Here is a 14,011-nt window from a genome sequence, read left to right as displayed (position 1 = left end):
CAGGATTGGTGACCGGACACACCGCCACCCGTGGTGGCATGGAACTGATCACGCTGGGAGTGGCAGCCGGGCCTGCCATTCGTGGCCGGGAGAACGGGATCAGCAGCGCCGTCGTCGTCGACGACGTTGTCTACATCGTCGATTTCGGTCTGGGATGCACGCGCGCCGCGTATGAGGCGAGCCTCGAAGGTCGGCAATTCCGCGCGGGCTTCATCACTCACCTGCACTCGGACCACATCGCGGAGCTTTCCGGATTCCTGCTGTGGAACTGGGGAGAGCCGGTGAACGGCTTCACCGAGCGGGTCCACCTTCTCGGGCCCGGCCAGGACCCGGACGATGTCGCGGCGGGGCGGAAGCTGGCGGGAACCGCCGGGTTGGTCTCCTCCGTGTTCGAGGCCTTCTCCTACGACACCGCCATCCGGGTGACCGATGAGGCCCGCCCCCCGTTGGAGGAGATCGTCCGCGTCACCGAGGTCGACGAGCCGACCAAGGGTTCTGCGGCTGCGGGGGAACCGTTCGACGTCTACGAGGACGACAAGATCACGGTGTCGGCGATCCTGGTGGACCATCCCCCGGTGTATCCCGCCCTGGCCTACCGGATCACGTCCGACTACGGCTCCATCACCTTCTCCGGCGACACGGCCGAATGCGGCAATCTCGTGAAGCTCGCGCGCGACACCGATGTTCTGGTCCACGAGGCGGTGAACCTGGACTTCTACCGGGGGAAGGGATTCGATCCCACCTTCATCGCACACCAGGCCTGCTCGCACACCACACCTGCGGGCGCGGGGCGGGTCGCCGCGGCTGCCGGAGCGGGACGCCTCGTCCTGTCCCACCTGGCCGGTGCCGCGGAGACCGACTACTGGTCCTGCCAGGCGCGCACGGAGTTCGACGGGCCCGTCGATGTCGCCTCGAGCGGGGCACGGCTCTCCGTCTCCCGCGAGGCGGTCCCCGCGGTGTCGGAATAGACCCTATCGAGGATCGGTCTCGGTCCTCTCGTGGTGGAAACCGGAAGCGAACTGCACCTGCCGCGCGATGCCTCGTGCGGCGGTCTGCAGGACGGGCACGATGGCGTTCGGGTTGGGTTGGGCGCCGACGATGACGACACCGAGTGCGGCGAGGACGTGCCCGTCGGCGCCGGTGATCGGCACTGCGACCCCGTTGGTCTTCTCGGCGGATTCCCCCGCCGTCGCCGCGAAGCCGGATTCCCGTGCCTTGGCGATTTCGCGAAGAACCTGCGCACGGTCGGTGACCGTGCGGGACGTGAACCGCTCCAGGTCGTCCAGGGCACGGACGACCGTCTGCTGCGGTGCATGGGCGAGGAGGACCTTGCCCGCGGCGCTGGCGTGCAAGCCCATCCGGTCGCCCACGCGGTGGACCGCCGGGCCCGGGCGGGTTCCGGAGATCCGCTCCAGCAACAGGGCTTTGGTCCCGTCGAGCACGAACAGATTGACGACGTGGTGGGTGAGGAACAGGACGTCGTGCATGAACGGAGCCGCGACTTCCGCCAGATCCTGACGCACCGGTGACAGTCGGCCCAGTGACCACAGCTTGTGTCCGATGCGGTACCGACCGTCGATGCGCACCAGCGCGCCCCAGGCCACCAGTTCTTTGATCAGCCGGTGGCATGTGGCGAACGGAAGTCCCGAACGGCGAGCGATATCGCTGAGGGAGAGAGCGTAGTGCTCGGTGTCGAAAGCCTCGAGGACGCTCAGAACACGAGCAGCGACGGACTTCGGCTGCGCCTCGGCACCGCCCGTGTCGACACGGGCGGTGCCGGAGCATGCCTCACCGGCCATGAATCCTTCACCCATACTTCGGGACAAGTATGGCAACCGGGCCGGGAATTCCTGCGGCATTGATGCCATGAATCACAGGTGACCAGCGCCGATGGGGATCAGCCGATGTCGAGACCCAGACGGGCTCGGTCCCGTTGCTGGTTGATGAGCAGCATCGACAGCCCTCCCACGGCCAGCAGGAGCAGGGCCGTGAGCAGGAATGCGTTGGCGAAGCCCTGCGCCTCGGTCACGGCCGAGCCGATCAGGAACCCGGCGACCGCGGGAGCGAACAGGCCGCCACTGGTGAACAGGGCGTTGGTCACCTGCAGCAGCGCACCACGCTGCGCGATCGAGGTCATCTCGGCGGCGACGAGGTAGGTCACGGCGAACAGTGCCGGGGCCGTACCGAATCCGAGGGCGAAGGCGACGGTGCGCAGGGTCTCGTTCGTCACGAGCACACCGAGCAGCAGGAACGCACCGGCGAACACGGTGGCCGAGGACAGGACGAGCCCCCGTGAGAAGCGCGTCCTCAGCCCCCGGTTGTCGAGGAACTGGGTGATCCAGCTCAGCCCGATGGTGGCGATCGTTCCCCAGATGGCCGGCAGCGCGATCACGGAACCGGCTTGCTGCGTGCTGTAGCCCATGACCTGCTCGTAGTAGGCGGGCAACCACGACGTGGCGATGGCGAAGGTCCAATAGCCCAGGAACGAGCACAGCATGGCCAGCACCCACGAGGGTGTGAGGATGGAGCGCAGGTACGGCACCTTCCGGTCCACAGCAGCGGCCGGAACGTCTGCAGGCGGTGCCGTGCCCTCGATTTCGTGCTCGACCTGCATCGAGGTGTAGGGCCCCTCTTTGGCCATCACCAGCCAGAGCCCGGCCCAGACGACTCCGATGAGGGCGAGGAAGACGAAGGTCGCCTGCCAGCCGTACTCCGCGGCCACCCAGGCCAGCACGGGGGCGAACACGACGATGCCCAGGGTCACTCCGGAAGCCCCGACCGCCGCCGGGGTCGCGGACTTCTTCCGGGGAAACCACTTGTAGATGGAATGCATCAGGATGGGCGCCAGCGGGCCTTCGCCGGCGCCCAGCAGGATGCGGCTGAACCACAGGGCGGGCAGCGAGGCGAAGACGAAGATCGGTACCTGGGCCACCGACCAGATCAGGCACAGGGCCAGCAGGATCCACTTGGAGCGGACCCGGTTCGCGATCGGGGCGGCCACGAACTGGGCGACACCGAACAGGAGGAAGACCGCACTGCCGACCAGTCCGAACTGTTCGGGTGTGATCTGCAGGTCCCGCATCAGGGGAGCGGCGACGATGCCGAGAATGGCCTTGTCGGCCCAGTTGATCATCATCAGGACCAGCAGCATGATCGCCATCAGCCACCCGTAAGCGTTGCGCTTCGTGGGTGTCCAGTAGCGGGGGTCCGTCCGGTCCGGCATCGGCGGCGGTGCCGGTGCGGCGGAGAGCTGTTTCGTCACTGAACCCTCCAGAGTGAGGAACGATTCGAGGCGGGAACTGCCCCGGTGGTGGGAAGAAGAGCCGGAACCGGTGGGTCACCGAGGCGCTCGACGGCTCTGTGGACCCGGCTTGACGGGTGCGCGGCGCGTTCGGGTGGAAGCGAACGCGCCGGATGACGTGCCGCGATGCGGGGAGGTTCCGATCAGAAGCGGGGTGTGACCTTGACCGGGACGGATTCGAATCCCCGCAGCGAGTTGTGCACGATCGGCACCGGTTCACCCGCGGGTTCGATCCGTTCCACGCGTGTGGCCAGTGCCTTCAGGACCAGCTCCATCTCGAGGCGGGCGATGGGTTGCCCGACGCACTGGTGCAGCCCCATCCCGAAGGCGACGTGGCCGGAGGCCTGGCGCTCGATGTCGTAGACATCGGCGTTGTCGGGCCACTGGCGCGGATCGCGGTTGGCGGCACCGGTGAACAGGAGAATCTTCTCCTCCGCCGGGATGTCGACACCGCCGAGTGTGCCGGCCGCCGTGGTGGTCCGGTGGAACTTCTGGAAGGGGGATTCCAGGCGCAGGGCCTCGTCGACGGCGAACTTGGCCAGTGCCGGGTTGTCGTGCAGCGTCGCCCACGCCTTCGGGGACTGCGAGAGGCATTTGAGCGTGTTGCCGATACCGAAGACCGTCGTGTCCACGCCGGCGGACAGCAGGGCCCGCACGAGCAGCGTGGCCTGCTCGGGAGTGAGCAGCCCGTCGTGCACCCGGTCCCAGATGCGAGCCCCGAATCCGGTGTCGTCGAGGTTTTCCCGGGCGCAGTTCCGCATGATCGCCGCGCTGTGCTCGTCGGCGTTGGCGAAGGCTCGATCACGGATCTCGTTTTTCGGGCCGAAGGCGTTGAACACCATGTTCCCGTAGGGCAGGAGGTGTTCGCGGCCGTCTTCGGGGATGCCCACGGCGTCGGGGAAGACCCGCAGCGGGTACTTCTCGGCCAGGTCCTTGACGACGTCGAACTCCCCGCGGGCCACGAGCTCGTCGGCGAGTTCCTCGGCCGGGGGCGTGAACGATTCCCGCAGGGCCCGCACCGTGGAGGGGTTGATGACTCCGGTGAGTGCACGCCGCATGACGGTATGGGTGGGCGGGTCCGACTCGAGGATGCTCGGTGGGCGCCATGCTTCGTCCTTGCGGATGTCGTGGGGCCCGAGCCCGCCGGAGGAGCAGTAGGTCTCGAAGTCGGTGAGGACTTCGTAGACCTCCTCGAATCCCGCGACGGCGTAGACGCCGTACTTCTCCAGCCAGGTCACGGGCCCGTTCTCCCGGAGCCGCGTCAGCATCGGATACGGGTCGACGATGTTGGCGACCGAGAACGGGTCGTCCGGGAGCGAGGTGACGTCTGCAGTGGGGGAGAGGGTCATGAGCAGGCTCCTTGTGCTCTCGATCCGTCAGAGGTCCAGGGCGAGTCGCCGGCATCCCGCGGCGGCACGGGAGACGCAGATCATCATCATGTCGCCGCTGTCGCGGTCCTCCTGCGGCAGGACAGCGTCACGGTGCTCCGGTTCCCCGGCCAGGACGGTGGTCTCGCAGGTGCCGCACAGACCGTGCCGGCAGGAGGAAAGAACCCGGACGCCGACATCCTCGACCGCATCGAGGATCGTGCGATCAGTGGGAACTCGGACGGTTTTTCCGCTGCGGACCAGGTCGACGTCGAACGGTTCCGCCGCAGAGGTCGTTCCCAGTGCGGTCGCCGCGAACTTCTCCGTGTGCAGCGATCCCGGGGGCCAGCCCATGCACAGGTCCTCGACCGTGCGCAGCATGCCGGTCGGGCCGCACGCGTAGACCAGCATGTGCGCCCGGGGCAGTCCCAGGACGGCCTGCAGGTCCATCCGGCCCGATTCGTCTTCCGGCACGAGTTGCACCCGATCGCCGTACTCCTCGCGCAACCGGTCGCCGAAAGCCATGCTGCCCCGGGAGCGACCGCCGTAGATCAGCTGCCATTCCTTGCCCGCCGCGTGCGCCCATTCGATCATGGGGATGATCGGGGTGATGCCGATACCGCCGGCCAGGAAGAGATACTTCCGAGAATCCTTGATCGGGAAGTTGTTGCGCGGCTCGGAGATCGACACGGTCTCACCGGGGCGAATGTTCTCGTGCACCCATGTGGACCCGCCGCGGGAATCGGGCACGTTCAGCACGGCGATGCGCAGGTGGGACAGGTCGGTGGGCGACGAGCACAACGAGTACTGCCGGACGTGCTCCTCGCCCAGGTGGAGATCCACGTGGGAGCCGGGTTCCCACGCGGGAAACGGCGACCCGTCCTGATTCACCAGGACCAGCGAGACGACGTCCTCGGCGATACGCTCCACGCGATCCACGACGACGTCGCGAGTACGTGCCCTCAGTACGCTCATGTGACGTGCGCTCCCTTGCGTGATCGTCCCTGATCAAGCCCGTGCCGTTGGGCTGGTCACGGCATACTATGGAGTGTTCTGCCCCACGCATCCCCCGCTTTCCGTACAGTGAAAAACCCGGCGGTGTTCGCGAGTGCTTCGCCGGTGACGAGGGGACGGTCACCGCGGCAGCAAGGTCTCCCCGAGTGCGCTCCAGTCACATCGGCGGTCCGGAAGGACGAATCGGACTCTCCCTTCGGTGGTGCCTGCGTCGGTAGGATCAGGCCGCCGATCTTGGGGGTGGGCGTGATGATGCGGCGGGTGCCGCCGGAGATGTTCCAGTTCGCCGTGGCGAGCAAGGCCGAGCTGTACACGGCGATCCTGCACGGGTTCGGCGAGGCCAACGAGCGTCTGGAAACGGCCCTGGGCATCGACGAGGTGCGGGCCCGGCTGCGGTCGGTGGGCTGGCTGGAAGCGCTGGACGACGAGGAGCTGGCCGCCGCGCTCGGGCAGCTCGAACGGTGGGGACTGCTGGATGTCATCCAGAACCACGGCGAGAACTACCGCACCGCCGCCGACTACGAGCGGCGTAATCTGCAGTATTCGCTGACCAAACAGGGCGAGGCCGCCTACGCTGGGGTGCAGCACGCCCTGTCGGTGCTGGCCTCCACCGGAGCGCTGCAGACCGCCGTGCTGGACGCGATCGCCGACCGGCTCGACGAGCTGTACGTGCTGCTGACCACTCCGGACTCGCAGGACCGGCGGATCTTCAGCACCGTGCAGGAACTCGAAGGGCACTTGGAGGCGCTGCGCAACAACACCAAGCAGTTCAACGCCGAACTGCAACGTCTGCTGCGTGGCGAAGGCGCGGATCTGACGACCTTCCACGAGGTCAAATCCGCCACCGTGGCCTACCTGCAGGAGTTCGTCACCAACCTCGACCAGCGCTGCCACGCCATCGCCACCGCAGGGGGGCGGATCGAGCAGCACGGTGTGGAGGCGATGCACCACAGGGCACTGGCCGGTGCAGAATTGCCCCCGACCTCCGAGGACGGCGCCGAGGAGCAGTGGCTGGCGCATCGTCGGGCACGCTGGGACGGGTTGCGTGCGTGGTTCTGGCCCGCCGACGGCAGCACACCCCGCGCCGAGCAGTTGCACACCGTGGCACGCCGCGCGATCGTGACGCTGCTGCAGGTGCTGGACCGCATCGTGGAATCGCGGCGCCGCTCCTCCAGCGCCGCGGCCGACTTCCGCACACTCGCACGCTGGTTCAGCGTGGCCCCTTCCGACGAGGATCTGCATCGGCTGTGGTCGGCGGCGTTCGGGCTCGGTTCCGCCCGGCACGCGCATCTGGCCCACCCCGATCCCGAACTCGTCGCCCCTTCGACCCCGTGGGCCCAGGCACCGCCGGTGGAAGTCTCGGCCCTGCTGCGCAGAAGCGGACGCACCGAACGCTTCACCCGCACCGGCAAGGTCCGGGACGTGGCGGAGTTGAAACAGCAACGCGCCGAACGGGCCCGGGCCGAACGCGCGCAGCTCGAGCAAACCTGGTCGGCGCTGGCCACCGACGGGCCGGTGCGGTTGTCGCGGTTCGCCGAGCTCGATCACACGGTGTTCGAGCACCTGCTCGACCTGCTCGGCCGGGCTCTGGCCGCACCGGCCGACGAGCACGGCCGGCGGGTCGGGACCACCGCCGACGGGCGCGCGGAGGTGTTGCTGCGCGACCCCGACGATGGCCTGCGCGCCGAGCTGTGCACCCAGCACGGCCGGTTGACCGGGCCGGACTACCTCGTCGAGGTGTGGTTGGCCGACATCCCCGGGGAGGCCGCCGGATGAGCAACCTCGGAAACCAACTCGTCGCCGCCGAGCAGGCCGACATCGCCCGCTGCATCCGGCACCTGCTCGCCCGGCCGCTGATCACCGCGGACACCGACCCGGACCTGTTCGAGCTGGTCTGCCGCAGACAGACCGCACTGATGCGCTGGTTCGACTACAACTGCGGTTGGACACTGGCCGTGGAACCCCGGGCCGGCTACGCACGACTGATCAAGGTCCACGCCGAGGTGGACGGCAGCCGCCCGGCCCGCCGCCCGCGTTCCGGACGGGCGGCGTTCGACCGTCGCCGCTACACGCTGCTGTGTGTCGTGGCCGCGGAGCTGATGGCCGGGCCGAGCACCACGATCGGTCTGCTCGCCGATCGCGTGGTGCAGGCCACCGCCGCCGACCAGGTGGTGCCCGCGTTCGACACCGCCGCCCGGTCGGAACGGATGGCCTACGTCGACGTGCTGCGCCTGCTGGAGTCCTACGGTGTGGTGCGTGCTGTCGACGGCAGCACCGACAGTTTCGTCGACTCGGCCGAGGCGAAGGTGCTCTACCGGGTCGATTCGACGCTGCTGATGCGGTTGCTGGCCGCGCCGCACGGACCGTCCCAACTTGACCTCCCGCCCGAGTCCGGCAGGTTCGCCGAACTCCTCGACGGGCTGCGGCACGAACCGCGCTACGGCACGGCGGAGGACCGATCCGACACCCAGCGCAACCTGTGGCTGCGGTACTCCGTGCTGCGCAAACTCGTCGAACAGCCCGTGGTGTACTGGGCCGACCTCACCGAGGCCCAGCGTGGATATCTGGCCTCACCGACCGGCCGCCAGATCATGCGCTCGGCCGCCGAGCAGGCCGGGTTCGTCCTGGAGAAGCGAGCCGAGGGAGTGCTGCTGGTCGACACCGACGCCATCGCCACCGACGGCAAGTTCCCCGACGATGCCGCGCACGCCAAGGTCGCCGCGCTGATCCTGCTGGACTCCCTCAACGCTTCGGCGGGCATGACCGAGGAGCAACTGCACTCCCGCGCGGAGTCGCTGCTGCGCGAATGGCCGAACTGGGGCAAAACCTACCGATCGGACGGGGGAACGCAGCGGCTCGTCGCCGACGCGCTCGACGTGCTGTTCGACTTCGGCCTGATCCGCAGGGACGGCGAACTCGTGCTCGCCCGACCCGCGGCGGCCCGCTACGCACTGGTGCACACCTCGGACGGAGGCACAGCGTGACTGTCACCGAACTGCCCCGGCCGGCGAAACGCTGGCAGCCCGCCCGCGCGGGCATCCTCAACGTCTGGCGCTACTACCGCGAGATCTTCGACTTCCACAACGGGCGGCTGCTGCTGCGCGGCCCGAACGGCACCGGCAAGTCCAAGGCCCTGGAGCTGCTGCTGCCGTTCCTGTTCGATGCGAGCCTGCGTCCGCAGCGACTGTCCACATTCGGCGGTTCCGAACGCACGATGCACTGGAACCTCATGGGCGAAGGCGCAGGCGGTGTCACCCGCGTCGGCTATGTGTGGCTGGAGTTCACCTGCGAGTCCGGGGCCTTCACCTGCGGGGCGCGGCTGCAGGCGAGCAGACACAGCACCAACGTCACCGTCGACTATTTCACCACTTCCCAACGCGTGGGGCCGGACGAACTGCTGCTGGACCCCGGCAACAAGCCGCTGACCCGCGCCGAACTGGCCGAAGCCATCGGCGAGCACGGCGAGGTGCACGCCAGTGCCACGGACTACCGCACGGCCGTGCGCGAAACCCTGTTCGGCGGGCTCAGCGAGCAACGCTACGACTCGTTGATGTTCGCGCTGCTGCAGTTGCGCACCCCCAAGCTCTCCCAGCACCTGGACCCTGAGTTGCTGTCCAAACTGCTGTCGGGAGCCCTGCCACCGCTGGGCGATGCCGAGATCAGCGATCTGGCCGAGGGATTCGAGCGGCTGGACCGGCAGCGCGAACAGCTCGTCCGACTCGACGCCGAGGTCGATGCGGCCAAACTCATGGCCGAGAAGCAGCAAGCCTACGTGCAGCGAATCCTGCTGGCCGCGGCCGGGAATGTGACCACGGCGCACTACGAAATGGAAAAGACCGCTGCCGCCGCCCGCGACAGCGAGCAGCAGCACAGCCGGGCACTCGAGGAGCAGCAGGCCACCGAGCAGCGCAGCGCCGAACTGGCCGAGCGCATCGAGGGCATCCAGGCGCGGATGGAGGGGCTCAAAGATAGCGAGGCCTATCGGGAAGGCCCCCGGTTGGCCGAGCTGCAGCAGCAGGCCACCGAGGCCGAACGCGCCGCCGCGAATGCTCAGGAGCAGGCCGAGCAGCAGCAGCGCACTGCCGAGGTCGACGCCGAACGGGCAGGCAGCGCCGAGCAGGCGGCGCACACAGCCGAGGCCTGGCTGCGGGAGGCGGACTCGGCGGCGCGGCGCTCGGCCGACGAGGCGGGAATGAGCAGCACCCGCACCGAAATCGCCACCGTGATCGGTACGGATCCGCAGCAGGCACGCCGGTTGCTGCGGGCGGCGGTGCGCAGCCGACGTGACCAGATCGTCCGGTTGTGTGAGTTCGTCGACCGGCACTCCGCGGCCGTGGACCGGCGGGAGCAGGCCGAGCAGGACCTGGAGCAGGCCAGGTCCGTGCTCGGCGAAGCCACCGAGAAACGTGAGCGGGCGGTGCGGGATTTCGACGCGGCCGTCGAGCAGCAGGAGCAGCGACTGCGGCAGTGGGCCTCGGAGCTGGTGGAGCTGGAGATCACCGACCACGAGGAACTGGCCTCGCGGGCGGAGTCCCGCGCCGCGGTGCTCGAACACATCGACGGTCCGTTCCGGCAGGCCGCCCGAGCTCTGGATGGCAGGCACGTCGAGGTCACCACGCACCGACACGGCAAGGACGAGGAACGGGCCGCGCTCGAGACGCGACTGCGGCAGCTGCGGGACACGGTGGACCTCCCGCCGGAGGCGCCGCGGAGCCGCACGACCGACCGCGCCGCGCTGCGGGGCGGACCACTGTGGCAACTGGTCGACTTCACCGAGGACGTGCCCGAACCGGTGCAGGCGAAGGTCGAGGCGGCACTGCAGGCCGCGGGTCTGCTCGACGCATGGCTGCACCCGGACGGTGCGGTGGAAATCCCCGGCCACGACACGTTCCTGCGCCCGGCCCCCGACCACGACATATGGGAACGCAACCTGACCGAGGTGCTGTGCCCGGAATCCGAGTCGCCTGTATCGGCTGATCGGGTCCGCGACGTGCTCGGTCACATCGTCTACGGCGAGACGCTGCCCGGCGAGCATTCGGCCGCGATCGGTGCCGACGGCACATGGCGGCTGGCCGAGCTCACCGGAAGCTGGGACAAACCGGCGGCCGAGCACATCGGGACGGTGGCCCGGCAGCGTGCCCGCGAACGCTCCATCGCCGAGCTGATCGAGCGACTTACCGCCGTCGAAGCCGAACTGTCCGAACAGGACGAGCAGCTTCGGCGGCTGGAACAGCGGCGCCGGCGGCTCGACGAGGAACGCGACCGGGTGCCCGACGATGCCGCGGTGGTGGTGGCCAAACAGGCCGTGGACAACGCGGAAGCGCTCGTGGCGGCCCGCAACGACGTGGTCGACCGAGGGATTGCGGCCGTTTCCACCCGCACCGAGGAGGTCGGCAGAGCGGCCCACGAGCTTGCCCTCGCCGCCTCGGAGAACGCGCTGCCCACCGAACGAGACGCCCTGGCGGAGCTGGAGGCGCGGACCACGGTGCTCGACGAGGAGGGCAACCGCTGGGTGGACGCCCACGTCGAGGCCACCACTGCCCGGGAGAGTGCCACCACAGCCCGCGACATCGCCGAACGTTCCCGCCTGCTGGCTGAACAGCGCGCCGACGCCGCCGCGGCGGCCCAGCGGGAAGCGCACGGACTACGGGAGAAGTTCGACGCCGTCAACAGCACCGTCGGTGCCGAGCACCGCCAGGTCGTCACCCAGTTGCAGGACTTGGAAGAGCACCTGCACACCGCCCGCGCCGAATCCGAACGATGCGCTCGGCAGCTCCGGGAGCTGGCCGAACGCATCGGCTCACTGAACCACCAGCGTCACACCGACAGCACGGCACACGGAAACGCCATGACCATCCGCGACGAGGCCGCCGAACGGCTCCGCTGGCTGGCAGACGGCAATTTCCCGGCCGATGCGGGCATCGAACTCGGCGAGCTCGGCAGCAATCGGGCGGTCCTGGAGGCCGCACGCAGCATCACCACCCGGTGGCCGAAGGTGCCGCACGAACCTCGGCACATCAACGCCGCCCGCGATCGTCTCGGCGAGGCGGTGCACTCCTGCAGGCAGGCCCTCGCCGAACGCGCCGACCTGGAACTCGACAGCGCTGAGGACGTGCAGGTTCTCGTCGCGACTCTTGAGGGGGTGCGGTTGGGGGCCGGCAGGCTCCTGGAGGCACTCACCGCCGACCGCGACCGCGCTCACGAGAACATCACCGCCGAAGAGCGCAAGCTGTTCGATCGGATCCTGACCGGCAACACCCGTCGTCACTTGGCCGAGCGGATCCGCCAGGCCAACGAGCTCGTCGACGGCATGAACGAGCGGCTGCGGCAGGTGCGCACGGCCTCGCGCATGTCGGTGAGCCTGGCCTGGGAGCTGGCTCCCGACCTGGAGGCGGGCACCAAGGAAGCACGCGACCTGCTGTTGAAAGATCCCGTGCGGCTCGACGAGGCCGACAAGGAAGCCCTGCACACCTTCCTGCGCGGGCGCATCGAACAAGCCAAGACCGGCAACACCGCTACCAGTTGGGAAGAGCAGCTCCGGCAGGTTTTCGACTACACCAAGTGGCACCGCTTCGTCGTGCACATCAACCGGGGACGCGAGGCCGACACCGGCTGGCAGAAGCTGACCAAGAAGCTGCACGGCGCGCTCTCCGGAGGAGAGAAGGCCATCGCACTACATCTGCCGCTGTTCGCGGCGGTGGCCGCGCACTACCAGGCGGTGCCCGACGCACCCCGGCTGATCCTGCTCGATGAGGTCTTCGTCGGGGTTGACGGCACCAACAGGGGCCAGGTCTTCGGGCTGTTGGCCTCTCTGGAACTGGACCTGATGCTGACCTCCGATCACGAGTGGTGCACCTACCGTGAGCTCGACGGGATCGCCGTGCACGCCCTCATGACCGGAGACGGCGACGATGCGGTGACCACCGCACGGTTTGTGTGGACCGGGAAGGGCTGGGCGAGTTGACCCTGCCGGAGGAGCTGCGGCGGGCCGAACTCGCACCGCTGTGGCGGGAGGTGCACCGGCGGTTGTCCTCCGGGCGTGCGGTGACCCGCCTGCGGGTGGGGCCGATGGACGACGAGCAACGTTTTGCTCTGGCCGACCTGCTCGGGCTCGACCGGTTGCCGGAACGCCACCACAGCCTGCCGCTGTCCCGGCTGGAGTCGGTGGTGGCCGATGCGTGCGGCTGCTCGGTGACCGAGGTCGTGACCGAACTGCTCGGTCCGCTCGCCGATCGGGCCGGTGACCGGGACCGGGAGCGGGCGGCCCGGCAGCGCCTGTGGGAGTGGCTCGGCGAGCACGAGGTCGTCACTGCGCAGCCCGCGCTGTACGACTGGGTGGAGCAGATGCGGCGTAACGGGGTGCTCGACGGCTCGGTCACCGCTACGCGGGCGGTACTCTCCGAGGCGTTGCGAGTGCTGGAACGTCTGCCCGCCGAGGGGACCCCTCTGCCTGCCCTGGCCACCGAGACGCTTGGTGATCCGCACGCGTTGGACGGGGGAACGCGCCGGTCGGGCATCGTGCTGCGCGCGCTGGCTTGTCTCTACGGGGTCGCCCCACCGGATGGGGCCGAGCAGCGGCGTGCGCTGTGGGAGCGGGCCGGTGTGTCCGAGGACGAACTGTCGGCGAGTGTGCTCGCGGCCGGGCTGTGGCCGTCAGGGGACGGCGTGGCCTGCCGGGTGCTGCGGGTGTGCGCCGAATCCGGCGAGGCCGCCGCGCTGACCCTGGCGCAGCTTCGGCAGTCGGTTGCGGTGCCGGAGCCGGATGTGTGGGTGGTGGAGAACCCGACGGTGCTGACGCTGGCTCTGCGCCGCTTCGGCACGGCCTGCCCGCCGATGATCTGCACCTCGGGCTGGCCCAACAGCGCCGCGATCCGGCTGCTGCGCGGCCTGGCCGAGACGGGAACGGCACTGCACTACCACGGTGACTTCGACGGTGAGGGAGTGCGCATAGCCGCTCACGTGCTGGCCAAAGCCGGGGCCGTGCCGTGGCGGATGTCGGCGGCCGACTACCTCGAAGCGCTGCCGGACGGTGCCGCGCCGTCGGTCGGACGCGTGACCGAGGCACCGTGGGATGGCGAACTTGCCGCCGCGATGCGCGGGCACGGCATCTCCGTGCCCGAGGAACAGGTCGCCCAGCGGCTCCTGAACGAGCTGGGACCCCGGCGCGGTCAGGAGTACTGATGGTCGCTATGGCGTCCCTCGGCATTCACGAGAAGCACTGCAGTCAGACAGCGGTCGTGAGCAGGGTTTTGCCGAAGACCTCGCGGTTTTGGATCGCGGCGTGGGCGGAGCCGGCTTGCTCCGGGGAGAAGGTCTGTCCGATGCTTTT

General features: G+C 68.9%; 9 protein-coding genes. 5 read left to right on the top strand and 4 right to left on the bottom strand.

From position 1 onward, the window contains the following. Nucleotides 1-8: 8 nt before the first annotated feature. Nucleotides 9-968, top strand: a complete 960-nt coding sequence (locus DFQ14_RS18980) for an MBL fold metallo-hydrolase (RefSeq protein ID WP_246195643.1) — start codon at nucleotides 9-11, stop codon at nucleotides 966-968. A 3-nt stretch (nucleotides 969-971) separates the two neighbouring features. On the opposite strand, the gene DFQ14_RS18975 is transcribed toward DFQ14_RS18980, so the two are convergent. From DFQ14_RS18975 to DFQ14_RS18960, 4 genes are all read right to left on the bottom strand, one after another. Next, complete coding sequence (locus DFQ14_RS18975; RefSeq protein WP_246195644.1) at nucleotides 972-1,814, bottom strand: IclR family transcriptional regulator; 843 nt, start codon at nucleotides 1,812-1,814, stop codon at nucleotides 972-974. 83 nt (nucleotides 1,815-1,897) lie between these two features. After that, nucleotides 1,898-3,262 (bottom strand): MFS transporter, encoded by a 1,365-nt coding sequence (locus tag DFQ14_RS18970; protein WP_246195645.1) that lies wholly within the window; start codon nucleotides 3,260-3,262, stop codon nucleotides 1,898-1,900. Nucleotides 3,263-3,444: 182 nt separating this feature from the next. Next, nucleotides 3,445-4,650, bottom strand: coding sequence for a cytochrome P450 (locus tag DFQ14_RS18965; protein ID WP_114454679.1), 1,206 nt, complete (start codon nucleotides 4,648-4,650; stop codon nucleotides 3,445-3,447). Nucleotides 4,651-4,677: 27 nt separating this feature from the next. Then, nucleotides 4,678-5,643, bottom strand: coding sequence for a PDR/VanB family oxidoreductase (locus tag DFQ14_RS18960; protein WP_114454678.1), 966 nt, complete (start codon nucleotides 5,641-5,643; stop codon nucleotides 4,678-4,680). Between the two features lie 291 nt (nucleotides 5,644-5,934). Here DFQ14_RS18960 and DFQ14_RS18955 point away from each other — a divergent pair, with 291 nt between their 5' ends. The 4 genes from DFQ14_RS18955 to DFQ14_RS18940 are packed head-to-tail and all read left to right on the top strand — an operon-like array spanning nucleotide 5,935 to nucleotide 13,863. Continuing rightward, the gene (locus DFQ14_RS18955) at nucleotides 5,935-7,458 is read left to right on the top strand and encodes a TIGR02677 family protein (protein WP_114454732.1); all 1,524 of its coding nucleotides are present in this window, start codon (nucleotides 5,935-5,937) and stop codon (nucleotides 7,456-7,458) included. Next, nucleotides 7,455-8,666: a TIGR02678 family protein gene (locus tag DFQ14_RS18950; protein WP_114454677.1), complete on the top strand. Its 1,212-nt coding sequence runs from the start codon at nucleotides 7,455-7,457 to the stop codon at nucleotides 8,664-8,666. The genes DFQ14_RS18955 and DFQ14_RS18950 overlap by 4 nt, the downstream gene beginning before the upstream one ends. After that, nucleotides 8,663-12,646, top strand: a complete 3,984-nt coding sequence (locus DFQ14_RS18945; protein WP_114454676.1) for a TIGR02680 family protein — start codon at nucleotides 8,663-8,665, stop codon at nucleotides 12,644-12,646. The genes DFQ14_RS18950 and DFQ14_RS18945 overlap by 4 nt, the downstream gene beginning before the upstream one ends. Then, the gene (locus DFQ14_RS18940) at nucleotides 12,619-13,863 is read left to right on the top strand and encodes a TIGR02679 family protein (protein WP_246195646.1); all 1,245 of its coding nucleotides are present in this window, start codon (nucleotides 12,619-12,621) and stop codon (nucleotides 13,861-13,863) included. Before DFQ14_RS18945 ends, DFQ14_RS18940 begins: the two co-directional genes overlap by 28 nt. Nucleotides 13,864-14,011: the final 148 nt, after the last annotated feature.

Source organism: Halopolyspora algeriensis (assembly GCF_003337235.1).
Classification (GTDB): Bacteria; Actinomycetota; Actinomycetes; order Mycobacteriales; family Pseudonocardiaceae; genus Haloactinomyces; species Haloactinomyces algeriensis.
This window is presented reverse-complemented; position numbering and strand designations above follow the sequence as displayed.